Below are 22,625 nucleotides of genomic sequence, written 5' to 3' on the forward strand. Positions count from 1 at the left end.
CTTCTGAATAGGCGATTTATTATTTTTTAGTCGAATCCACCTAAAGTATTCGATCTGTTTTTATTACACGCATCTTTAAATACCACTTTGACTGATCCAGTTTTCACCTAGTGTCGTGAACTGCATGCAAACTTCTCATCGTATAAAGAACGTCTTTCTACCTCACTTTCCTATTCAAAAATTATTTTAGAAGTTCTGATGCAGATCATTTTTATAACGATAGATTCACTCCAGATTTCAGGTATTCTCCCGAGTTGGTAATCTCTATACATAAACCCTTTCTTAGAGTCGATTTGGCTTACTCAACTTGGCTTTTTAAAACCTAAATGAACCCGTTCCATATCTAAAAATCGGTCCAAAATTACTTTATTTTGCCTAGCTCACATGATATGAGTAAAAAATTGGTCTAAAAAAAGCGCCTCGAAAGGCGCTTTTTTATATCTGATTTTATCCTGAAGGGTTATGCATCAATATCTGCATTCAAGGCATTTTCTTCAATGAAAGCACGACGTGGTTCTACGTCATCGCCCATCAAGCAAGAGAACATACGATCCGCTTCAATCGCATCGGTAACTGTCACTTGCAGCATGTTACGGTTGTCTGGATCCATGGTGGTTTCCCACAACTGTTCCGCATTCATCTCACCCAGACCTTTATAGCGCTGGATCATCATGCCACGACGTGAGTCCTGCAAGATATGCTGCCAAACCTGATGGAAATTGCTAACCTGAATCTTGCGGTCGCCTTTTTGTAAATATGCACCCTCTTCAAGCAGGCTAAACCAACTCTTCGAGTTCTTTAATAAACGTGCATATTCACTTGAACCTAACAGTACTGAGTCTAACAGGTAGCTATGTGGCAAGTTATGTACATAGATCGTGATACGTGGCAACCAGCTTGCAGTTTTTTGACCATCTGCCAGTTCTTTTTCAAAACGTTCTAGGGTTAATTCTGGACGTAATGTAGGCTGAATGGCTTCAATCGCTACACGTAGATTCTCACCCCATGTTTCCACATAGTTTTTGTCTTCCAGCTGATCCAGCTTAAAGCCTTCCAGTGACAGTAGGGCATCAAGCAGACTCGCAGGATAACGTTGGGTCAAACGTGCCAAGCTCTTCTGGGAAGTCTGATAATCAGCAATCACATTCGCCAGTGCTTCACCACGAATCGCAGGCGCTTCTGCACTGATATGCAGTTCCAGCTCATCAATCGCATTCGAAATTAGGTAAGTCTCCAGTGCATCATTGTCCTTGATGTACTGTTCCTGCTTACCTTTTTTCAGCTTATATAATGGTGGCTGTGCGATATAAATATGACCACGTTCCACAAGTTCCGGCATTTGACGGAAGAAGAACGTCAACAGTAAGGTACGGATATGCGAACCATCCACGTCAGCATCGGTCATGATGATGATTTTATGATAACGCAGTTTGTCCGGATTATATTCCTCACGACCAATACCACAGCCGAGTGCGGTAATCAGCGTACCGACTTCAGCAGAGGAAATCATACGGTCAAAACGGGCACGTTCCACATTCAGGATCTTACCTTTCAGTGGTAAAATCGCCTGCATTTTACGGTTACGACCTTGCTTGGCTGAACCACCTGCAGAATCACCCTCGACCAGGTACAGTTCAGACAAAGCTGGATCTTTTTCCTGACAATCGGCCAGTTTACCTGGAAGACCGGCAATATCTAGCGCACTCTTACGACGTGTCATTTCACGGGCTTTACGCGCTGCATCACGCGCACGTGCTGCATCAATGATCTTGCCAGCAATCGCTTTGGCTGCTTGTGGATTTTCCAATAAATATTCAGAAAATGCCTTATTCATGGCCTGTTCGACAGCCGTTTTTACTTCACTCGACACCAGTTTTTCTTTGGTCTGTGAAGAGAATTTTGGATCAGGCACCTTGACTGACACAATGGCAGTCAGACCTTCACGTGCATCATCACCCGATACCGCAACTTTTTCCTTTTTCAGGATATTTTCGCTGTCCATGTAGTTATTTAAACCACGGGTCAACGCAGCACGGAAACCGGCCAAATGCGTACCACCATCCTTTTGCGGGATGTTGTTGGTAAAGCAACGTACATTTTCCTGATAAGAATCATTCCACTGCAATGCGACTTCTACCGTAATACCGTTATCGGCCTGTGCAGCAGTGAAATGGAAAATATCATTCAGGTGAGTTTTGCCTTCGTTAATATATTTAACGAACTCAGACAGACCACCTTCATAATCAAAGACATGCTCGGCATTAATGCGTTCGTCACGCAGCACAATACGCACACCTGCGTTCAGGAACGACAGTTCACGCAAACGACGCGCCAAAATATCAACATTAAAAATGGTCTGACTAAAAGTCTCGGCACTTGGCCAGAAACGGACACGAGTACCGGTTCTATCGGTATCGCCCACTACTTTTAATGGATATTGAGAATCGCCATGACGGTATTCTTGTTCATGAATTTTACCGGCACGGTGAATGGTCAATTCGAGTTTTTCAGACAGTGCGTTGACTACGGAAACACCGACACCATGCAGACCGCCAGACACTTTATAACTGTTGTCGTCGAACTTACCACCGGCATGCAGAATGGTTAAAATCACCTCTGCTGCAGACACACCTTCTTCAGGGTGAATGTCGGTCGGAATACCACGACCATTATCAGAAACTGAAACCGATTCATCTTCATGGATCGTCACTATAATTTCATCACAGTGGCCTGCCAAGGCTTCATCAATCGAGTTGTCGACTACTTCAAACACCATGTGGTGCAGGCCTGTACCATCGTCTGTATCACCAATGTACATGCCCGGACGCTTACGGACTGCGTCTAAACCACGTAATACCTTGATGCTAGAGGAATCATAAGCCTTTTCAATGGTTTGTTCTGTTTGAGAAGCAGCTTGATCTTCTGAACTCATGGTTTCTCCCTAGTGAAAAATAGGTCTATCCAAAGATGGGTAAAACTCAAAAAATATTATTGCACAACTTGAACTGTACCGTTTTCAACACTGAATAACTGATATGAGATAGACAAATCATGTAAGTGCTTTTGTACTGATTCATGGTCTAAGGTGGTAATAAAAACTTGACTACCAAGTTGGCTCAATCGCTCAATTAAACGTTGTTGTGCGGTTAAATCTAATTCTGCTGTCACATCATCTAATAATACCACAGTTTCCTTATTACAAGAATGGAGCATTGCGATTTGCGACAGTTTTAGTGCGATCATCAGCAGCTTTTTCTGACCCCGCGACAGGATCACGTCGGCATCCCCCATCGGGGTCTTTAAACGCAAATCCGCGCGATGTGGACCATATTCGGTATAGCGTCGCTCACAGTCTTTTTCATGCTGGTTGGTCAGATCATTCAGCAGGCCAGTTTCACTGTGAAAGCCCGGACTGTATTCCAGACTGACTTGCAAATCAGGTAATAACTGTTTCAGGTCATCTTCAAAAAAGGGCTTCCATTGTTCCACGATCCCGACACGTTGCGAATGTAAAATTTCACCATATTCACTGAGCATCTGGTTCCACGGTTCCAGATCTGACAGACTGAGAAAGCGTTTGCTTTTGAGCAAACTATTTCGCTGTTTCAGCGCACGAGAATAATATTGCCAGGCATGATAAAACTCTGGTTCCACGTGGAACATTAACCAGTCAAGGAGTTGGCGTCGTGGTTTAGCACCATGATCGATAATATCGGTGCTTTGCGGATCAATCAGCTGCAAGGGCAACAGTTTGGCCAGCTGTCCCTGGGTTGCGACCAGATCACCATTGACCTTGATCAGTTGCTCCCCGCTGGCCATTTTTTGCATGCCAATTTTTTCAGTCGCAGACTGTGCAAATACAATCGCATCCTGCGCGCCATGCTGGATATAATTTTTGGGAATATGAGTACGGAAGGAACGACCGGCAGCCAGTAAATGAATCGCCTCTAAAATCGAGGTTTTACCTGAACCATTTTGCCCATAAAAAACATTAAACGGCTGCAATCCGTGGAGAGCAACCGTCTTTAAATTCCGCACACGCTCAATATGTAAACGCGTAATATGCATGTCTTATATGAATATCAGAAGCCGCGGCTTAAACACGCATCGGCATGACGACATAAGTCTGATCAGTATGCGCCGGGTCTTGTACTAAGACAGACTGATTCGCTTCAGTCATAGTCATTGACACATCATCGCCATCCAGCACACCGAGTACTTCAATCAGATACTGCGCATTGAAGGACATTTCTAGCGGTGAATCGGCATATTGAATCGCCAGGTCTTCAATCGCTTCATCCTGCTCCGGGTTATTGGCACGAAGTTGCAAAGAATCAGCATTGAAGTTCAGAAACACACCGCGAAGTTTTTCATTACTTAAAATCGCCACACGCTGCAAAGACTGCTTGAACACGTCATGTGCGATCATCACGACTTTGTCGCCCCCACGTGGAATCACACGGCGGTAGTCCGGGAACTTACCATCAATCAGCTTGGTAGTGAAACGCACGGTAATGTTCGCCTGTTCCTTGTCACGGCTTGGCATATTGATGGTCACATTGAGCAGTTCACGACCAATCAATAGAGATAATTGCTCATCTTCAACGCTGAGCAGGCGCTGTAATTCTGCAACGGCCTTACGTGGCACAATTGCCTGAATCGGCTGTGCTGCAGTGGATTGTGCTGCTGTTTCACACAGTGCTAGGCGGTGGCCATCGGTGGTCACAGCACGTAGCTGATTGGCATCAATTTCCAGCAAAGTACCGGTCAGGTAAAAACGCACATCCTGAACTGCCATGGCAAAGGCGGTTTTTTCGAACAGGCGTTTAAGTTCACGCTGTGTCACCGTCACTTGCGTGCCTTGGGTGTTTTCAGTGTTCAGTAATGGATAATCATCAGCAGGCAAGGTACCCAGTACAAAACGACTGTTGCCTGATTTAAGGATGCAGCGCTGATCTTCAGTAATATGCAAATCCACCAATGCCGCTGAAGGAAGTGACTTACAGATATCAATCAGCTTACGTGCAGGAACTGTGGTCTCGCCTTCCTGCAGACATGCACCTTCAGCCAGTGCTGTACTCGCCACCAGTTCGACTTCCAGGTCGGAACCGGTCACGGTCAATGCTTGCGTAGTCACCTGAATTTTCAGGTTAGACAGGATATTCAAGGTATGGCGACGTTCAACCGCTCCTACGACATGTGAGAGAACATTCAGTAAGCTTTCTTTCGCGATTTTTAAACGCACAGTGCATTCCTCTAAAGCTGAAGATTAATATAGAAAAAGTGATTTTTTTGACGGTTTACTATGCGGCAAAAGCAGCCGCATAGCAAGAATAGAATTTGAGCGATTTAGGTCAACTTTGCAACAGACGCTGCAGGTTTTTATAGTCTTCGTTAAAGATCGGATCTTCTTCACGCAGGCTTTGTACTTTCTCGCAGGCATGCATCACGGTACTGTGATCACGACCGCCAAAAGCCATGCCAATTTCCGGAAAACTGTCGCCGGTTAATTCACGTGCCAGCCCCATCGCCAGCTGACGTGGGCGGGCATAAATCCGGGTACGTTTTGGACCGACCAGTTCTTTCAGTGGAATCCGGAAATACTCACTCACCACACGCTGAATATTTTCAGTACTGATGGTACGGGCACGAATTGCCAGCACATCTTTTAAAGATTCACGCACCACATCCAGATCAATTGGCGTACCTTTAAAACGTGAAATCGCCACCACTTTGTTCAGCGCACCTTCCAGCTCACGCACGTTAGCCACCACCTGCTGGGCAATAAACAGCGCACAGTTACGTGGTAAATCGACCTGGTTGCTTTCTGCTTTTTTCAGCAGAATTTCAATTCGGGTTTCAATATCTGGCGGTTCAACCCCGACCGACAAGCCCCAAGAAAAACGTGAAACCAGACGTGGATCCAGCTCTGTCAGCTCTTTAGGATAACGATCCGAAGTCAAAATAATTTGCTTGGATTCATCCAAAAGTGCGTTAAAGGTGTAGAAAAATTCGACCAGACTGGCCTCTTTACCGGCCAGCAAGTGAATATCATCGACCAGTAATAAATCCAGAGAACGGCAGTTTTTCTTAAACTCTTCGACTTTACCCTGCTGCAACGAGCTGACAAAGTCCTGTACAAAACTTTCTGCGGTCATGTACATGACGCGTGCATTCGGCTTGGCCTGCAACAGCGCATTGCCGACCGCCTGCATCAAGTGGGTTTTACCCAGACCGGTCGGACCATATAAAAATAACGGGTTGTGCTGTGAAGCCCCCAGCTGGGTCAGTACCTTGCGACAGGTTTCTGCTGCCATCTGGTTCGATCGGCCTTCCACAAACAGCGAGAAGGTAAACAATGGATTCAACTGACGTCTACGGCTATTTTTGCCGCTGTCTTCTTTTTCTTTCTTCGGCTTCGGCACTGGCATCGGTGTCGAGGTCAATGCCGCAGTCGTGGTCGCCGGTTGTTCACTGGCAGATAAAATCGCCCCTGGACGTGAATCGACCAAAATCTCGACCTTGCGTACCCGTCCTTCAGACAACTGTTCTGCCAGAATCGTAATCAGTTCCAGATGATGTTCCTGAATGTAACGCGTCCAGTAAGGATTAGGTGCATACAAACGCAAGCTGTCTTCCAGCTCTTCTGCAACCAATGGGCGAATCCACATTGTAAAGACATTTCCAGAGAGCTCTTGTCGCAGGCGATTTAAGCAGTCCGTCCAAAGCATGTGAATCCCCTATTCATTCCATTGTTCATTCAAAAAAGATGACCGCGACCAAAAGCGGGTCGCCATTCTAACCAAGTTATCCACATCTGTCATGGCAATTTCCACAAAAACTGTGCAAAAAGAAATCAACATGTATGAATTTAAATTTAAAACCCAGTGTGGATAAGTTTATCCGCAAGCTGTGGATAAAATATATCATAAAGTTATCCACAAAGTATAAAATTAATAGAAACAGTTTTATCCACAATATAAGTTTATGTTTAATTAAATAAAAAGTGGCTTATCCATAGAAAAAGTGCTCCCTAATAGTAATAAATTTAAATTTATAAATTTGAATTTATTTATAAGATCACTAGTTTTTGTGGATAACTCAAAAAACTTCAAATTTAAATTCAAAACCGTAAGTTAAATTTAAACTCTGGATAACATGTGGATAACTTTGTTGATAGAGTTGTTTATAACTTATATATATTTATATAACAATAACTTAATTTGTGATTAACTTGAATTGAACTATTTTTTATTCAGTTCTTTGAAAAACCAGGGTCTTTATCTTTTTTGATCTTATTTGAAAAGAAAACCGCTTTTGCATTGACAGCTCAAGCAATGAGCACTAAAATCGCGGACCTTCACAGAAAGATCATTTTTTGGAGTTTCAATATGAAACGTACATTCCAACCGTCTGAATTAAAGCGTAAGCGTGTTCATGGTTTCCGTGCTCGTATGGCTACTAAAGCTGGTCGTCAAGTATTAGCTCGCCGTCGTGCAAAAGGTCGTCATAGCTTAACTGTTTAATCAGTTACGCTAAGACGATTTTGGGTGTTATGACAAAACTTTATAGTTTTGGCACAGAGTTCCGATTACGCTGTGCTGCCGATTATAAAGGTGTCTTTGATGGTGCGCTTTTTAAAGTGCATCAACCCCATTTCTTATTTCTTGCAAAACATTCCGAACTGCCAAATAGCCGTTTGGGTTTAGTTGTTGCCAAGAAGAAAGTGCGACGTGCACACGAAAGAAATCGAGTAAAACGACTTGCTCGCGAAAGTTTTCGCCTGCATCAACAGCAATTAGATGACTTAGACATTGTAATCATGCCAAAAATGGGTGTTGAAGCAGTGCCTAATGCAGAATTGCACCAGCAATTACAATTTGCCTGGCAGAAACTGAACCGTCTTGCCAAAAAGCATTCAAAAATAGCCCCCTCCCCACAAAAGTAGAGTTGGCCAATGGTACGTTTACTGCATTGGTTGATCCGTTTCTATCAGATTGCGATTAGTCCTCTTCTTGGACCGCGCTGTCGTTATATTCCAACTTGTTCTCAATATTCCTTGGAAGCAGTCCAGATGCATGGCGCTGGGCGTGGAGTGTGGCTGGCTACTAAACGTATTTGCCGTTGTCATCCGTGGGGGGGCTCGGGATATGATCCTGTTCCCTCAAAAGCGATTCGTTTTATTTCATTTCAGCAAATAGATTCTCAAACGCTTCACGTTGCTGTACCCTTTCGTGATCGTTTATTGAACCAAAATCACTCTCACCACTTGGGGTAATACATATGCAACAATGGGCCAGGATTGCAATTCTCGGAGCCATGTTTGTTGTCGCATATTTGCTCATTTTGGCGTGGCAAAAAGATTATGGAAATGCTGAAACAAAACCGCAGCAGGAAACTGCTGTTGTTTCGCATGACGTATCTGCAGATTTGCCAAATGGTCAGACGGCTACAGTTGCCTCTGATCTGCCACAAGCAAATGTGCCAGCACAGCAAGCCACGGATGCCACAGCACCTGTAAGTCAGCAGCTTATTTCAGTACAAACTGACCTTTATCATCTTTGGATTAATCCTAAGGGTGGTGATATTGTTCGTATTGAATTACTCAATCATGACAAGAACAAAGACAGCGATGAACCGTTCGTCATGCTGGAAAGCGATGCGAAACGTACTTATGTCGCCCAGTCTGGCCTGATCGGTCTGAATGGACCGGACAGCAGCCGTAACGGCCGTCCAATGTATGAGCTGGAAAAAACTGCTTATACCCTGGCAGATGCGAAAACAGTCAAATCCAAAGACGGTGAAAACCTGAAAGTATTGTCTGTACCGCTGGTGTTTAAAACCGCTGACGGGATCGAGATTATCAAGACCTTCAATTTCACTGAAGGTGAATATCCGGTCGTGGTAAATCACAAAGTGGTCAACCGCAGTGGCCAGACCTGGCAAGGTCAGATGTTCGGTCAGATCAAACGCGATAACTCGGAAGATCCAGGCAAGTCCGATCAAGGGATCTTCACGCTGGGAACATTCCTCGGCGGTGCATGGGGTACCCCGGACGAGCAGTACAACAAGCTTAAATTCGACAACTTTGTTGAAGAAAAAGTCAGTACTGAAGCGACAGGTGGTTGGGTGGCAATGGTACAGCACTACTTTGTCAGTGCATGGGTTCCAGGTCAGCTGAAGTTGACTCAAGGCAATGGCGAAGCTTATAGCGCCAAGCTTGAATCACGTAAATCAACCGATAACATGAACATCATCGGTTTTACTTCACCAACGTTTAATGTACCAGCAGGTACCGTGGCTGAAATTGATGCGACTTTCTATTCAGGTCCAAAAATCCAGTCAGAACTGAAAGATTTGGCTGCAGGTTTAAACCAGACCGTTGATTATGGCTGGTTATGGCCAATCGCGAAATTGCTGTTCGTGGGTCTTGAATTCTTCCATGGTCTGGTGGGTAACTGGGGTTGGGCAATTATTCTGTTGACCATCCTGGTGAAAGTGATCCTGTGGCCATTGTCGTCGAAGAGCTATCGCTCGATGGCGAAAATGCGGGTGATTGCGCCAGAAATGCAACGCATGAAAGAAGAGTTTGGTGAAGACCGCATGCGCTTCTCTCAAGAAATGATGGCATTGTATAAACGTGAACAGGTCAATCCGCTTGCCGGCTGTTTACCGCTGTTATTACAAATGCCGATTTTCCTGGCCTTGTACTGGGTATTGATGGAATCTGTGGAACTGCGTCATGCGCCATGGATGCTGTGGATTCAGGATTTGTCTTCAATGGATCCTTGGTTCATTCTGCCGTTGTTGATGGGCTTGACCATGTATATCCAGCAGTCGTTAAATCCGCAGCCGACCGATCCAATGCAGGCGAAAGTCTTCAAGTTTATGCCGATTATCTTTACGGTATTCTTGTTGTTCTTCCCTGCAGGCTTGGTTTTATACTGGATCGTCAACAACTTGATCACGATTCTGCAACAAACTTTGATTAACAAGTCTGTTGCCAAAGATCGTGCCAAACGTGATGAGGCCACTCCAGCCAACTAAGTTGTACGGATAGGCTGAATAAATCCGCTTAAGATGGTAATCTTAGGCGGATTTTTTTTGGCTGTACTTTTGAGTCCTTGCAGGTGAATTTTATGCTCAACCGAACCACAACTATTGCTGCGATTGCAACTCCACCAGGACGTGGCGGCGTTGGGGTGATTCGCCTGTCTGGCCCAAAATCCTATGAAATTGCTCAAGCCCTGACACAAAAAGAACTCCCCCAGGCCCGTTTTGCCGGTTTTCGCCAGTTCTACGATGCGACAGGCGAAGTCATGGATGAAGGACTGGTCATCTGCTTCCCGAATCCAAACTCATTTACCGGTGAAGATGTGGTGGAGCTACAAGGTCATGGCGGTCCGGTGATTCAGAATGCCCTGCTTGGCCGTTTACTGGAGCTGGGAGCCACTGCAGCCAAAGCGGGTGAATTCTCCATGCGTGCTTTCGAAAATGGCAAGCTGGATCTGGTGCAGGCTGAGGCGATTGCCGACCTGATTGATGCAACCTCGCAAGCAGCCGCCCGTTCTGCCGTGCGTTCTTTGCAGGGGGTATTTTCGACCAAAGTCAATGCAGTCCTCGAGCAGCTGATTCACCTGCGTTTGCATGTGGAAGCCGCGATTGATTTCCCGGAAGAAGAAATTGATTTTCTGGCGGATGGCAAGATTTTAAATCTGCTGGATGGCGTATCCAGTGCCGTCACTCAAGTCCAGCAATCTGCACGTCAAGGTCAGTTGTTACGTGAAGGTTTACAGGTGGTGATTGCGGGTAAACCGAATGCCGGTAAATCCTCCTTACTGAATGCATTGGCTGGAATTGAACGCGCGATTGTGACCGATATTGCCGGTACCACCCGTGATGTCTTGCATGAAAAAATCACCTTAAATGGTCTGCCGATTACCCTCACCGATACCGCAGGCTTGCGTGAAACTGGCGATATCGTGGAAAAAGAAGGGATCCGCCGCGCGATTAAAGAAATTGAACAGGCCGATTTATTGCTCTTGGTCTATGACTTAAGCCAGGGCGAAGATCCGCTGCAACTCGCCCAAGAATATTTTGCTGAACATATTGAACCGAAACGTTTAATGCTGATTGGCAATAAATGCGATCTGACCGGTGCTGAAGCTGTGATTGGCGATTTAAATGGTTTCAGGCATATTGCAGTCTCTGCCAAGCAGGAAACCGGTGTTCAAGCACTCATAGAGGCGATTACAGCGCATGCAGGCTTCCAGCCTGAGGAAGACACCTTTATTGCCCGTACCCGTCATTTAGATGCAATGAAGCGCACGCAGATCTATCTGGCTGAGGCGCGTGAGCAACTGGTGGTGTATAACGCCGGTGAACTGGTGGCAGAGTCCTTGCGTCTGGCGCAAAATGCTTTGGGCGAAATCACGGGTGATTTCAGTGCAGATGACCTGCTGGGCAAGATATTCGGATCGTTCTGTATTGGTAAATAATTATTTAATAAATATCAAAAAAGCCCTCAAGTGAGGGCTTTTTTTAGGCTGGTAGACGGGATTTTTGATACGCCCACCACAGTGCAAAACACAATAGACTGATCGCGATACAAAAGCTGATCACAGCGAAATCCAGCCCCCAGTGATCGGCCAGATAACCCACAGCAATGATGGGAACAATAGTGCCCAGATAAGCAATAAACAGATAGGTCGACATCACTGCTGCACGGTTGTCTAAGCTGGTCATTTGATGAATCAGTGCAAAAGCACCCATCAGGGCAAAACCATGGCCGATCCCAAAGCAAATATCACTGATAAAAAATAGCAGGCTGATTTTCGAATACATGCATAGCGCCAAAACCATCAGGCTCAAGCACATCATCATCAGGCCGATATTCAGACATTTTGACGCTGCGACCGCTTTGGCCATAAACTGCACGATCACTGAGACGACTAAAATACTGGTAATGGCCAGCCCACTGACCAAAGGACCATGCCAAGGTAAAATATTGCGGACAAAGGATGGTGACAGGGAAGCAAACAGGCTAAAGGCGGCAAAGGCACTAAAAGCTGTCACTGCAATAATCATAAACACCCGATGAAACTGGGCTTCAGGTCGTTGCAGTTTAGGCGCCATGCTAAAGGGCTGTACCTCAAACTTGGGTGCCTTGATCCAGAACAGGCCAATCAAACACAGCACGGCACCCAGAATAATCGGTAAATATGGCATCACCAAAGGGGCAGCGGAAAACTGCGCAATCACACCACCGACCAAGGGTCCCAAACCAAAACCCATTGCGGTGATGATTGAAATCAATTGTGGTGCAGTGTGTTTATGGCTTTCTGGGATAGTATGCATCAAACCCATCATGGCAGAAGTGGTCATCAGGCCCGATGCAATCCCAATAATAAAACGGCCAATCGAGAGGATTAGTGCATTCTGGGCAAAAACAGAAATGATGAGACCCAGCGTGATCAGGGCCAGACCAATTTGCAGGGTCCGTAAAAATCCAATGCTGTTACTGGTTCTGCCCAAAAATAACAAGGTCGAGAGGCAGCCAAACATATAGGCGACAAAAATGTAGGTGATCTGGCTGGGCAGCAAATGCCAGAGCTGTTGATAAATCGGATAAAGCGGACTGGCCAAAGCGGTGCCAATCGTTCCCATCATTAAAGCCAGGCTGACCATCAAGAACGGTCGCCAGCTGGTCGTTATTGTCATGAAAATGCCGTTATAGTGTTAATCCTTGGCCAATCCATGTCAGGGCGTAGCGAGGAAAATAGAAAGTGTCTGCAGTTTAGAATGGATACAGAAAATCGGTCAAGGCTGAATGAGTAAAATGTTTATCATTTAATATATTTTAACTATATAAAACAATTACTTATTATGAATATTGATGTGTTTTCTAGATAGATTGGAGTTCAATCTAACGCTATACATGGTGTTCCACGTGAAACATTATGAACTTGTTTAACTGAGTCTAAACAGTAACATAAATGTTTGAGAAATTTAAAAGCAGAGCGATTAGAATCGAAGCATATTCTTATCCAATTCATGTAGAACATTCATGTTAAAAAAAACACTGATCATTAGTTTAAGTACATTCATTTCAAGCTTTGCATTTGCCAATATTGATACGGTACAAGCTAATTTGGCAAAAAACAGTCCCAATTTAAAAATTGAAAATATTCAGACTACCGAGATGAAAGGTATCTATAGCGGTTCCATGCAGGGCCAAGTGGTTTATCTGAATGAAGATGCCAAGCATCTGATTGCTGGTCCGATGCTGCGGATTCAGGATCAACATAATCTGACCCGTGATTTAATGCTGAAACAAAATAGTATCGACTGGAAAAAATTACCGCTTCAGGATGCTGTAAAAAGTGTAAGAGGTACGGGTAAACGTCAGATTGCCATCTTTTCTGACCCAAATTGCCCGTATTGTAAAAAGCTTGAGCTAGAGCTGGAAAAACTGAATGACTTGACCATTTATACCTTTATTCTTCCTTTAAAACCCCAGTCGGTGGCTCCTTCAAAACAGGTGTATTGCGAGTCTAATCCAGCTCAGGCATGGGAAAATCTGATTGCTCAAGGAATTCAACCTAAATCGAAAAAAACTTGTGCCAATCCGATTGAACGGAATAAAAAACTGGCTCAGTCTATGGGGGTGAATGGTACACCTGCGATTATTTTTTCCAATGGTTTTAAGGTGATGGGCGCCTATCCGGCAGAGCAGATTGAGCAGATTTTTAAAGAATTCAATTTATAAAAATTAAATAAAGATATCAGTCGCTCAATATAAAAAAAGCACCTCATGGGGCACTGCTGTCCCATAGTTTGCTTTAAATAAAAAAACCTGAGTCCTAACAGTTAAAATATGAGTGCAAACAAACACTTTAACGACCAGGATTCAGGTTTTGTCACATCAGAATACCGTATTTCATGAGCTAATTAAACCTGTTGTGCGACAGGATTTTGAACAACTTGCTAAAGTACACCATGTTGGACAGAAATTTAGAGCGGCTTCCCGGTGGGATCAGTTTATTGCCATATTGATGTCTCAATTCTCTTGTAGACAAAGTCTGAGAGATATTCAATCCAATTTGGAGTGCCAACAGGAAAAGCTAAGTCATCTCGGAGCAAAGTCTATTCCCCGAAGCACGCTGGCACGAATCAATGAGCAGCAGCCTGCTGCCTTGTATCAACAGCTATTTCACAAGTTGCTTAAATACTATGAACACTCAAAAGTAGCTCATAAATTTCGCTTTAAGAATCCCTTGTATTCCTTGGATGCCAGTCATATTGACCTGTCGCTTTCCTTATGTGAATGGGCCAAAGTTCACGACTCAAAAGCCAGCATGAAACTCAGCATAGGATTGAATCACAGCAATGATATTCCTGAGTTTGTTGCAGTTGAAAATGGCAAAGAAAATGACATGGTACAAGGCCGCAAATTCCAGTTTCCTGCTGGCAGCATTGTAGTTTTTGATAAAGGCTATGTCGATTACCAATGGTATGCAAATCTGACTGCTCAAAACATTGGATTTGTCACACGTTTTAGGCCTAAATCTGTGTATCAGGTGATCCAGCAACATCCAGTGCTTGAATCCAAAGGTATTCTAAAAGATGAAACCATTCAGCTGAATAGCGCACATGCCCTAAAAAGAAAAGCCCCAGTGTTAAGAAGAATTGAATATAGAGATCAGCAAAGTGGCAAGCACTTTAGCTTTCTCAGCAATAACTTTCATTTAGCCGCCTCCACCATTGCGGCGATTTATAAAGATCGTTGGAAAGTTGAGCTGTTCTTTAAGGCGATTAAGCAGAATCTCAAATTAAAAGCGTTTCTAGGCCGCAGCAGGAACGCAATTCAGACACAAATCTGGATTGCGATGATCGCCTATTTATTGGTGAGTTTCGCTCAACATTTAGGGAAAACAGGTTGGACAGTTCAACGTTTACTCAGAATAATTCAAGTGAATTTGTTTGAAAGAAGAACTTTAAAAGCTTTATTTTCACCCGATAAAATACCCATAAAACAAGAGGAAGCTCAAATGAGCTTCCTCTTGTGAAAAATTGTGGGACAGCAATGCCTCATGGGGTGCTTTTTTTATTAAGGTGATCCAGTCAGCATCAGCTTGATTTAGACCGTGCGGCGTTTGGTCACCATATTATAAATAAACAGAATAATCACAGCACCAATCACGGAAGCAATCAGACCTGCTGCGGAATCTGCCGAGTACAGACCGAGCATACGACCACCAAAAGTCGCCAACAAGGAGCCGGCAATACCCAGCAAGGTGGTCATGATAAAGCCTGCCTTGTCATTACCCGGATGAATGGCACGTGCAATTAGACCTGCTACAAAACCAATGACGATCGCCACAATAATTGTCCACATATGCATACTCCTTCTTATCATGTCTTTGTTTTCACATCTGTTTAATCATCTTGAAACAAAGTCAGGATCATAAAAAGTTGAATCCTGAAACGAGATGTTATTTTTTGTTCCCGGTTTTTTCTGTATTTTAGGTATAAAAAAAGTGGCTTATGCCACTTTTTTCAACCTGATTTTAAAGACCGATTTCACCAATAAATGGCAGGTGACGGTACTTCTGGTCATAGTCCAAGCCATAACCCACGATAAATTTATCTTCAACCTCAAAGCCCATAAATTCGACCTTCAAATCGATTTCACGACGCGATGGTTTACTTACCAAAGTACACAGTTGAATCGAGTTAGGTTCACGGGTTTGCAGGATTTCGAGTACCTTGCTTAAGGTGTTGCCTGAGTCAATAATATCTTCAACCACCAGCACATCTTTACCACGGATTTCACCGTCTAAATCTTTCAGGATTTTTACATCACGTGACGATACCGTGCCACCGCCATAACTGGACACAGTCATGAAATCCAATTCATGCGGTTTTGAAATCACACGACATAAATCAGCCATAAAAATCACTGAACCACGTAATAAACCGATGAGCACAAGTTCTTTGTCACTATTGGCATAGTGTGCATTGATTTGAGCACCAAGCTCTTTGACTTTAGCTTGAATTTCTTCAGCGGAAATCATTACGCTCATTTGAACGGTCATGGGTAGATACCTAAAAAGTAAAAATAGCAAAATAAAAAAGGTGTTGACCTGCAACACCTGAATACGTCGCAATTTTAATACATCCCTAGCAGAGATGCACCTGTTTTGCTGGCTGTAAATGTAATCATTTTTTAGCCGCTGCTGAATCGCGTTTCAATAAAAAAACACAGCCCAGTGCCATTGCAGACAGGATCAAGTATTGGCGACGGCGGGATTTTTTTGTTTTATTCACTGGATGCTGCTTTGACATAAACGGCTGCTCCATAGACATAGGTGGCTGCAATATTACGGTCATCACCAAGCATGGTCAGTGCAAAAAATGCATCTTCAATATTTTTAGCTTTGCTCTGGCGTAACTGCTGTAAGGCAGTGGCATTGAGATCCAGAACCACAAAGTCGGCTTCTTTGCCAATATTAAAGTTCCCCAGGCGATCATCTAGACTCAAGGCTTTGGCACCGCCTAAAGTGGCATGATATAAGGCTTCAAAGGCAGAAAGTTTTTCACCCTGCAACTGTTGCACCTTATAGGCTTCATTCAGGGTTTGCAGCTGATTAAATGATGTTCCTGCTCCAATGTCTGTGCCTAAGCCGACTTTGACCCCTTTGTCCCAAGTCTTTTTCAGGGGAAATAAGCCACTGCCCAGGAATAGATTTGAGGTCGGACAAAAGGCAATGGCTGAGTCGGTCTGATGCATACAATCCCACTCTTCATCTTCCAGATGCACGCAATGCGCGAAAACGGATTTGCTGCCGGTTAAACCATAATGATGATAAACATCCAGATAACCTTCACGTTCAGGAAAGAGTTCTTTTACCCAAGCAATTTCATTTTTATTTTCACTTAAATGGGTATGTACATAGACATCCGGATATTCGGCTTTGAGCTGTCCGGCTTTTTGTAGTTGTTTAGGTGTTGAGGTTGGTGCAAAGCGTGGAGTAATCGCATACAGGTTCCGCCCCTGTCCGTGCCATTTTTTAATCAGCGTTTTAGAGTCAATATAAGCCGTTTCTGCTGTATCCGTCAGCGCTTCCGGTGCATGACGGTCCATCAGGACTTTACCCGCAATCAGACGCATATTGCGTGTGGTTGCGGCATTAAATAAAGCATCTACGGATTCAGGATGAACGGTACAAAAGACCAGTGCAGTGGTGGTGCCATTTTTAAGCAATTCCTGCACGAAAAATTCGGCAATTTTTTCGCTATAGGATGCATCTTGGAACTGGATTTCAGTGGGGAATGTATAGGTATTTAACCATTCCAGCAGCTGTTCACCATAAGCCCCGACCATTTCCGTTTGCGGGAAATGAATATGGGTGTCGATAAAACCGGGAACAATCAGTTGATCTGGATAGTGCTGTAATTCAGCGTTGGTAGGAAGTCGTGACTGCCCTTCTTGCCAAGGACCAAACCACTGGATTTTACCTTCGTGAATGATGACTATACCATCTTCTACATATCGCACTTGGTCGTGTATATCACGTGCTTGGGCAACTGTATTCTGAATGTCGAGGAAGCGACCACGGATCGCTGTCGTTGCAATTACAGAAGACATTTTAAACCTACGCTTTTAATTTTTTCGATTGATTGTAGCTGAAAAAATTGCCATGTTTGTATGAACATTCATATTTAAATAGTGATCCCGATTCTTCTATGACCTCATCCAATGATCATGATCAATTTCAACAGATCGTGCGTGCGCAGCCGACCTTAATGCGCATCTTGCATCAGTTAGCACAATTGCACTCTGAAGCTTATGTCGCAGCGGGTGTGTTACGTCATGTGATCTGGGCGCATTTACATGACTGGGAATATGAAATGAATCATACTGAGGTCGATGTAATTTTCTATGACGAAAATAAGCAGGCTCGCGCTATAGAACAGCAACTTGCAGATCAGTTAAAAGACTATTTTCCAGATATCTGTTGGGATGTGACCAATCAAGCCTTTGTACATGAGTGGTATCGTACCGATCAAAATGAAAGTATTGAGCCTTTAACTTCAATTAGTCATGCGCTGTCATTATGGCCAGAAACTGTCACGGCCTTGGCACTGCGCCTGAAAGATGATGAATTGGAATTGATCGCTCCTTTCGGTTTAGCAGATTTATTTGAGTTAAAGCTGCGTTGGAATCCGAATTTAGTCAGTTATGCCGTGTTCGAACAACGCATGCTGAGCAAACAGTTTTTGCAAAAATGGCCCAAATTATCCCTGATAGAACAATAAAAAAAAGCCTGCTGATGCAGGCTTTTTTGATGATTACTTTTTACAGGGTGGTTTCGTTATATTTCTTGCTATGACGAATCGACAAGATCGCGGTCACAGTCAGGACAATCACAATAAAGCTCAAAGAAATCCAGATCGGCATATGGAACACATCTAGCATCAGCATCTTAAAGCCGATAAAGACCAGAATGATCCCGAGGCCATAAGGCAGATAATGCATTTTTGAGGCTGCGCCCGAGAGCAGGAAGAACATTGCGCGCAGGCCTAAAATCGCCATCAGGTTTGCAGTGAGGACAATGAAGGGATCGGTGGTGACGGCAAAAATAGCCGGAATAGAATCGACGGCAAAGATGACATCAGAGGCTTCAACCAGGATCAGGACCAGGAACAACGGCGTTGCCCAGAGCAAACCATTTTGACGGACAAAGAATTTGTCGCCCTGAAGTTGCGGGGTAATACGCATATGTTTACGCAGCCATTTTAGAATCGCCATATCTTCAATATTGCTGTCTTCTTCATGCTGACCACGCAGGAATTTGAAGCCGGTATACACCAGGAACGCACCGAAGATATATAGAATCCAGGAGAATTCCTGCACGAACCACGCACCAATAAAAATAAAGATAGTTCTGAGCACAATCGCACCCAGTACGCCATATAACAGCAGCTTGCGTTGCAGTGCGGGTGGAATGGCGAAGGCCGCGAAGATCATCAGCCAGACAAAGACGTTATCAATCGCCAGGGATTTTTCCAGCAGATAACCGGCAAAGTATTCCATGACCTTGGCATTGGCAATTGCCGTGCCTGCGGTCTGCTCCAGATACAGCCATAAGCCGCCACCAAATAAAGTCGCGACACTGACCCAGGCAATACTCCAGTAGGCAGCAGTACGGACTTTAACTTCCTGACCATGCTGATGCTTAAAGCCGACAAAATCGATTATCAGCATGACTGCGACAATCGCGAAAAAGACGAGATACAGCCAGAGTGTACCAATGGTTTCCATGTGAATTCTCCACATCGGACAACTAGCCATAAAAAAACCTTGACCAGTTGCCAGATGAAAAACATCTATAACAACATGATCAAGGTCTTGCCTACATCTTACTGTTCCACTTTTTTATATAAAGTGTGACTTCAAGATGCTCAGATACCGACTTTTTGCAAAGTGTAATGACGATATTCTGACACGTTTAAAAATTGAAATTTCATTCTTAAACGCTTGGAGGAGGCTACTCCCCTTGTTCAAACTAAATTTTATTTGAGCGGTAGCTCAATGTGCAGCAAGCATGACAGATTTTTGCTAAGACTACAATTTCATTTACAAAAATCATGCTTCAAGGCGCTTTCTTACCTAAGAAATCCGGACGCTGAATTAGATATAAGCTGATCAGAAAACCCAGACTCGCCAGAATGGCTCCCACCCAGCCAATACTATGCAATCCGATATGTGCCGTTACCAGACCGCCGAGTAAGGCACCGCCGCCAATCCCGACATTGTATAGACCTGAAAAAATCGCCATGGCGACATCAGTCGCATCTGAAGCCAGATTTAAGGTCTTGGCTTGTAGGGCCAGACTAAACCCAATAATGCTGATGCCCCAGATTAACGCCAAGCTATTAAGCTGAAATACACCCTGAGACAGTGGCAGCAATAACAGTAGTGAGATTCCCAGCCCGAGTGTAAATAGCGGAATGGTGAGTCGGGGAAAATGCGGTGCAAAACGGCCAAATACGTAAGAGCCGATCAGACCCGCAGCGCCATAAATTAGCAATAAGCTGGTGGTTTGCGCAGAGCTGAATTGCGCAATATTCAGCGCAAAGGGTTCAATGTAACTATAGGCGGTAAATTGTGCACTAATCATAAGCACGGTAAGCGCAAAAACCAGCATCAAGCTGGGACGTTTCAACAAGCTTTTTAAGCTACTGAACGATCCTGAATTGACACTTGGCAATAAAGGCAAGGTTTTGGCCAGCAGCCCGCAGACCACGCTCGCCACAATCCCAATCAAGGCAAAACTATTGCGCCAGCCATAGGCCTCCCCGACCATCCGGCCAAAGGGAATTCCCAGAACCATGGCCATAGCGGTACCGGTAGCCAATAAGCCCAGTGCCTGAAACTCTTTGCCCTTTGGCGCAACCCGCACGGCAAGCGACGCCGTAATTGACCAGAACAGCGCATGTGCCACGGCAATACCAATCCGGCTCAGCACCAGAATGCTAAAGCTCCAGGCAAAATAGGACAGTACATGACTGAAAATAAACACCGCAAATAAAACCATTAGCAGAAAGCGCCGTTCAATATTTTTGGTCAGTAACATCATTGGCAAAGACAGCAGCGCCACAACCCAGGCATAAATCGTCAGCATCCACCCGACCTGGGTCGGTGACATGGAAAAACTTGCGCCAATATCACTTAATAGTGCCACCGGGATAAATTCGGTGGTATTGAAAATAAAGGCAGCAGAGGCTAAAGCAATCACACAGACCCATTGACGTGTCACCGAGGAGGTGGAAGAAGAGCTGGACATACATATCTGATAAAAAGAACCGGCCGGCAGTTTAAATCTGTTGAGCAAAATGCGGTATTGGTCAGAAGGACAGATTCACAATCTTTTAAAAGAAATCTAACAATAGAGCAGGGAAAAATATGTCAGTCTGGCTTAAAAACAAGGAGAGGATCGGCATGTTGATTGAGCATCAGCAACAGGACACTGGAGGTTTATGGTTTGTAGAGCCAAATGAAAAACGTCTGGCAGAAATGAGTTATTCCAGAGTAAATGAAGATCAATTAGTGATTGAACACACCTGGGTCGATGACAGCCTACGCGGACAGCACGTCGGGCATCATCTAGTCGAGGCCGCTGTGAATTTTGCCCGTGAACACGGCATCAGGATTATTCCAAAATGCCCTTTTGCCAAATCCATGTTCGAGCGAGAGCCTCGCTTTAATGATGTTTTATAATTTTAAAATGATAACAAAGGTTTAGATTCGTATGGAAATTAAATATCAAGATTCAAAACGCGGTGGTGTATTTTTTATGGAAGATCAAGGACGCCGTCTGGCGGAGATCACTTATCAATGGCGGGGCGATGCCGTCATCATTGCCGATCACACCTGGGTCGATGATTCCCTGCGTGGCCACGGTATTGCCCGAAAAATGCTGGATGTACTGGTCGATTTTGCCCGTGAAAAAAGTTTAACCATCATCCCGCAATGTTCTTATGTGGATGTCATGTTTAAACGTGACCGAAGTCTGGCAGATGTCGCAGCAACTGCTATTTAACTACCCAAGGGGATTTCCCGAAAGATAAATGCAGTTTTTCTTTCAAGGCAGGAATCAATATAACCTGTAACAGGGTATATAAACCGAAACCTGCCATCACGCCGGTCATGGCCCAGAAAATTTCTTCAAACTGTTGCAGCATCACTAAAATTGCCATGATCAGCAGGTAACTGGCATGAAAATAAATACGATGTCCAACAAATTTCAAAATCGCCCAGCTAATAAAAATTGAACTGATCAGCAGATTGGTTTGAGCGCTGAAATGCCAATTATTTAAAGTGATGATCAGGATAAAACACACACATAACAAGGCGAGGGTTAAAATCAGATCTTTTAACATCAAGTGATCCTCATGTTCATGGTAGGTGTATGAAAATATTCGTTTAATAATTTAGGCACTATTGTTAAAAGTTTAATCCAGAAATGCAAACTGAAAACCGTGTAAGCAAAAACGGATATTTGCTTAAAAAATAGTCGACTTAATTTAAAATTATTGATTAAATTGTGTTTTTAATTCTTCCCTCTAGAGAGATGGCATGATGCTACAGCTTTGCTATGCCAGTGAACGCATAGAATCTGAACAAGAGTTGTTACAAGATTTGAGCGATATTTTAGCCACTGCCCGGAAGTTTAACCTTCAGCATCAGATTCATGGGGTGTTGTATTATTCCCATGGCAAATTTTTCCAGTGCCTTGAAGGTCGGGCTGAAGTAGTGGAAAGTTTATTTCAGAGCATTTGTCAGGATCTCCGCCATCACAATGTCCTACGTTTTGCAGATGCAATAGTAGAGCAGTCCCATTTCTCGGAATGGTCAATGAAATATGTGCATAAACACAGTGAAATTTCTTCTTTATTTTCACGTTTAGGTTTTAAGCAATTTGATCCGCATGCCTTACAGCAGTCAGGAATTGCCGAATTCCTCAAAGTACTGTATCGCCTGGAAGAAAATCAGGCCAGTCTGGCATCGCCAAAAGGCTATAAGCAGCGTGGTTATGTCCCCTATTTCTGATCTGAGG

At 44.1% G+C, this 22,625-nt stretch carries 22 protein-coding genes; 11 read left to right on the forward strand and 11 right to left on the reverse strand.

Annotated elements, in window-relative coordinates:
* Window positions 1–460 precede the first annotated feature (460 nt).
* The 4 genes from gyrB to dnaA form a co-directional block, all read right to left on the reverse strand.
* Window positions 461–2,932 carry a DNA topoisomerase (ATP-hydrolyzing) subunit B gene (gene gyrB / locus J7649_RS10420; protein WP_114541697.1) on the reverse strand — a complete coding sequence of 824 codons (2,472 nt, stop codon included), beginning with the start codon at window positions 2,930–2,932 and terminating at the stop codon, window positions 461–463.
* Between the two features lie 56 nt (window positions 2,933–2,988).
* The gene (gene recF / locus J7649_RS10425; protein ID WP_004728979.1) at window positions 2,989–4,068 is read right to left on the reverse strand and encodes a DNA replication/repair protein RecF; all 1,080 of its coding nucleotides are present in this window, start codon (window positions 4,066–4,068) and stop codon (window positions 2,989–2,991) included.
* 28 nt (window positions 4,069–4,096) lie between these two features.
* Window positions 4,097–5,245, reverse strand: a complete 1,149-nt coding sequence (gene dnaN, locus J7649_RS10430; RefSeq protein ID WP_004647129.1) for a DNA polymerase III subunit beta — start codon at window positions 5,243–5,245, stop codon at window positions 4,097–4,099.
* Window positions 5,246–5,354: 109 nt separating this feature from the next.
* Complete coding sequence (gene dnaA, locus J7649_RS10435; RefSeq protein WP_004281934.1) at window positions 5,355–6,731, reverse strand: chromosomal replication initiator protein DnaA; 1,377 nt, start codon at window positions 6,729–6,731, stop codon at window positions 5,355–5,357.
* Between the two features lie 660 nt (window positions 6,732–7,391).
* Here dnaA and rpmH point away from each other — a divergent pair.
* From rpmH to mnmE, 5 genes are all read left to right on the forward strand, one after another.
* The gene (gene rpmH, locus J7649_RS10440; RefSeq protein WP_000831329.1) at window positions 7,392–7,526 is read left to right on the forward strand and encodes a 50S ribosomal protein L34; all 135 of its coding nucleotides are present in this window, start codon (window positions 7,392–7,394) and stop codon (window positions 7,524–7,526) included.
* Between the two features lie 29 nt (window positions 7,527–7,555).
* Window positions 7,556–7,948 carry a ribonuclease P protein component gene (gene rnpA, locus J7649_RS10445; RefSeq protein ID WP_004728981.1) on the forward strand — a complete coding sequence of 131 codons (393 nt, stop codon included), beginning with the start codon at window positions 7,556–7,558 and terminating at the stop codon, window positions 7,946–7,948.
* Window positions 7,949–7,957: 9 nt separating this feature from the next.
* Window positions 7,958–8,278 carry a membrane protein insertion efficiency factor YidD gene (gene yidD / locus J7649_RS10450; protein WP_004281931.1) on the forward strand — a complete coding sequence of 107 codons (321 nt, stop codon included), beginning with the start codon at window positions 7,958–7,960 and terminating at the stop codon, window positions 8,276–8,278.
* Between the two features lie 5 nt (window positions 8,279–8,283).
* On the forward strand, window positions 8,284–10,047 hold the full coding sequence (gene yidC, locus J7649_RS10455; RefSeq protein WP_004728983.1) for a membrane protein insertase YidC: 1,764 nt from the start codon (window positions 8,284–8,286) through the stop codon (window positions 10,045–10,047).
* A gap of 92 nt (window positions 10,048–10,139) precedes the next feature.
* The gene (gene mnmE, locus J7649_RS10460) at window positions 10,140–11,498 is read left to right on the forward strand and encodes a tRNA uridine-5-carboxymethylaminomethyl(34) synthesis GTPase MnmE (RefSeq protein WP_004728985.1); all 1,359 of its coding nucleotides are present in this window, start codon (window positions 10,140–10,142) and stop codon (window positions 11,496–11,498) included.
* Window positions 11,499–11,541: 43 nt separating this feature from the next.
* On the opposite strand, the gene J7649_RS10465 is transcribed toward mnmE, so the two are convergent.
* Window positions 11,542–12,720 (reverse strand): MFS transporter, encoded by a 1,179-nt coding sequence (locus tag J7649_RS10465; RefSeq protein ID WP_441298329.1) that lies wholly within the window; start codon window positions 12,718–12,720, stop codon window positions 11,542–11,544.
* A 346-nt stretch (window positions 12,721–13,066) separates the two neighbouring features.
* On the opposite strand from J7649_RS10465, the gene J7649_RS10470 reads away from it, so the two are divergent.
* Both J7649_RS10470 and J7649_RS10475 read left to right on the forward strand, forming a co-directional pair.
* Entirely contained in the window at window positions 13,067–13,768 is a 702-nt protein-coding gene (locus J7649_RS10470; protein ID WP_004728989.1) for a DsbC family protein, read from the forward strand.
* A 148-nt stretch (window positions 13,769–13,916) separates the two neighbouring features.
* Complete coding sequence (locus tag J7649_RS10475; RefSeq protein ID WP_004645517.1) at window positions 13,917–15,068, forward strand: IS4-like element ISAbe18 family transposase; 1,152 nt, start codon at window positions 13,917–13,919, stop codon at window positions 15,066–15,068.
* 71 nt (window positions 15,069–15,139) lie between these two features.
* Here the strand turns inward: J7649_RS10475 and J7649_RS10480 are convergent, their stop codons facing one another.
* The 3 genes from J7649_RS10480 to guaD all read right to left on the reverse strand — a co-directional run bounded on the left by J7649_RS10480 (window position 15,140) and on the right by guaD (window position 17,650).
* Window positions 15,140–15,397: a GlsB/YeaQ/YmgE family stress response membrane protein gene (locus J7649_RS10480; RefSeq protein WP_004281926.1), complete on the reverse strand. Its 258-nt coding sequence runs from the start codon at window positions 15,395–15,397 to the stop codon at window positions 15,140–15,142.
* A gap of 172 nt (window positions 15,398–15,569) precedes the next feature.
* Complete coding sequence (hpt, locus tag J7649_RS10485) at window positions 15,570–16,097, reverse strand: hypoxanthine phosphoribosyltransferase (protein WP_004647133.1); 528 nt, start codon at window positions 16,095–16,097, stop codon at window positions 15,570–15,572.
* 224 nt (window positions 16,098–16,321) lie between these two features.
* Window positions 16,322–17,650 (reverse strand): guanine deaminase, encoded by a 1,329-nt coding sequence (gene guaD, locus J7649_RS10490; RefSeq protein ID WP_219307867.1) that lies wholly within the window; start codon window positions 17,648–17,650, stop codon window positions 16,322–16,324.
* A gap of 98 nt (window positions 17,651–17,748) precedes the next feature.
* Here guaD and J7649_RS10495 point away from each other — a divergent pair, with 98 nt between their 5' ends.
* Entirely contained in the window at window positions 17,749–18,321 is a 573-nt protein-coding gene (locus tag J7649_RS10495; protein WP_219307869.1) for a nucleotidyltransferase family protein, read from the forward strand.
* Between the two features lie 40 nt (window positions 18,322–18,361).
* On the opposite strand, the gene J7649_RS10500 is transcribed toward J7649_RS10495, so the two are convergent.
* Both J7649_RS10500 and J7649_RS10505 read right to left on the reverse strand, forming a co-directional pair.
* Window positions 18,362–19,327 (reverse strand): TerC family protein, encoded by a 966-nt coding sequence (locus J7649_RS10500; protein WP_004728997.1) that lies wholly within the window; start codon window positions 19,325–19,327, stop codon window positions 18,362–18,364.
* 331 nt (window positions 19,328–19,658) lie between these two features.
* Complete coding sequence (locus tag J7649_RS10505; protein ID WP_219307889.1) at window positions 19,659–20,852, reverse strand: sugar transporter; 1,194 nt, start codon at window positions 20,850–20,852, stop codon at window positions 19,659–19,661.
* A 155-nt stretch (window positions 20,853–21,007) separates the two neighbouring features.
* Between J7649_RS10505 and J7649_RS10510 the strand changes: the two genes are divergently transcribed.
* Complete coding sequence (locus tag J7649_RS10510; protein ID WP_219307891.1) at window positions 21,008–21,286, forward strand: GNAT family N-acetyltransferase; 279 nt, start codon at window positions 21,008–21,010, stop codon at window positions 21,284–21,286.
* Window positions 21,287–21,317: 31 nt separating this feature from the next.
* Window positions 21,318–21,608, forward strand: a complete 291-nt coding sequence (locus J7649_RS10515) for a GNAT family N-acetyltransferase (RefSeq protein ID WP_005108225.1) — start codon at window positions 21,318–21,320, stop codon at window positions 21,606–21,608.
* Here the strand turns inward: J7649_RS10515 and J7649_RS10520 are convergent.
* Entirely contained in the window at window positions 21,601–21,948 is a 348-nt protein-coding gene (locus J7649_RS10520) for a hypothetical protein (RefSeq protein WP_219307893.1), read from the reverse strand. The genes J7649_RS10515 and J7649_RS10520 overlap by 8 nt on opposite strands.
* Before the next feature lie 196 nt (window positions 21,949–22,144).
* Between J7649_RS10520 and J7649_RS10525 the strand changes: the two genes are divergently transcribed.
* Window positions 22,145–22,618, forward strand: coding sequence for a BLUF domain-containing protein (locus tag J7649_RS10525; protein WP_219307895.1), 474 nt, complete (start codon window positions 22,145–22,147; stop codon window positions 22,616–22,618).
* Window positions 22,619–22,625 lie beyond the last annotated feature (7 nt).

It is taken from the genome of Acinetobacter lwoffii, assembly GCF_019343495.1.
GTDB lineage: Bacteria > Pseudomonadota > Gammaproteobacteria > Pseudomonadales > Moraxellaceae > Acinetobacter > Acinetobacter lwoffii_P.

Coding starts and splice junctions, on each gene's coding strand:
- J7649_RS10515 (WP_005108225.1), top strand. CDS start 21,318: ATGGAAATTAAATATCAAGATTCAAAACGCGGTGGTGTATTTTTTATG.
- dnaA (WP_004281934.1), bottom strand. CDS start 6,731: ATGCTTTGGACGGACTGCTTAAATCGCCTGCGACAAGAGCTCTCTGGA.
- J7649_RS10500 (WP_004728997.1), bottom strand. CDS start 19,327: ATGGAAACCATTGGTACACTCTGGCTGTATCTCGTCTTTTTCGCGATT.
- gyrB (WP_114541697.1), bottom strand. CDS start 2,932: ATGAGTTCAGAAGATCAAGCTGCTTCTCAAACAGAACAAACCATTGAA.
- rpmH (WP_000831329.1), top strand. CDS start 7,392: ATGAAACGTACATTCCAACCGTCTGAATTAAAGCGTAAGCGTGTTCAT.
- J7649_RS10495 (WP_219307869.1), top strand. CDS start 17,749: ATGACCTCATCCAATGATCATGATCAATTTCAACAGATCGTGCGTGCG.
- hpt (WP_004647133.1), bottom strand. CDS start 16,097: ATGACCGTTCAAATGAGCGTAATGATTTCCGCTGAAGAAATTCAAGCT.
- recF (WP_004728979.1), bottom strand. CDS start 4,068: ATGCATATTACGCGTTTACATATTGAGCGTGTGCGGAATTTAAAGACG.
- rnpA (WP_004728981.1), top strand. CDS start 7,556: ATGACAAAACTTTATAGTTTTGGCACAGAGTTCCGATTACGCTGTGCT.
- J7649_RS10480 (WP_004281926.1), bottom strand. CDS start 15,397: ATGTGGACAATTATTGTGGCGATCGTCATTGGTTTTGTAGCAGGTCTA.
- J7649_RS10525 (WP_219307895.1), top strand. CDS start 22,145: ATGATGCTACAGCTTTGCTATGCCAGTGAACGCATAGAATCTGAACAA.
- J7649_RS10505 (WP_219307889.1), bottom strand. CDS start 20,852: ATGTCCAGCTCTTCTTCCACCTCCTCGGTGACACGTCAATGGGTCTGT.
- J7649_RS10465 (WP_441298329.1), bottom strand. CDS start 12,720: ATGACAATAACGACCAGCTGGCGACCGTTCTTGATGGTCAGCCTGGCT.
- yidD (WP_004281931.1), top strand. CDS start 7,958: ATGGTACGTTTACTGCATTGGTTGATCCGTTTCTATCAGATTGCGATT.
- J7649_RS10470 (WP_004728989.1), top strand. CDS start 13,067: ATGTTAAAAAAAACACTGATCATTAGTTTAAGTACATTCATTTCAAGC.
- J7649_RS10510 (WP_219307891.1), top strand. CDS start 21,008: ATGTTGATTGAGCATCAGCAACAGGACACTGGAGGTTTATGGTTTGTA.
- J7649_RS10520 (WP_219307893.1), bottom strand. CDS start 21,948: ATGTTAAAAGATCTGATTTTAACCCTCGCCTTGTTATGTGTGTGTTTT.
- yidC (WP_004728983.1), top strand. CDS start 8,284: ATGCAACAATGGGCCAGGATTGCAATTCTCGGAGCCATGTTTGTTGTC.
- guaD (WP_219307867.1), bottom strand. CDS start 17,650: ATGTCTTCTGTAATTGCAACGACAGCGATCCGTGGTCGCTTCCTCGAC.
- mnmE (WP_004728985.1), top strand. CDS start 10,140: ATGCTCAACCGAACCACAACTATTGCTGCGATTGCAACTCCACCAGGA.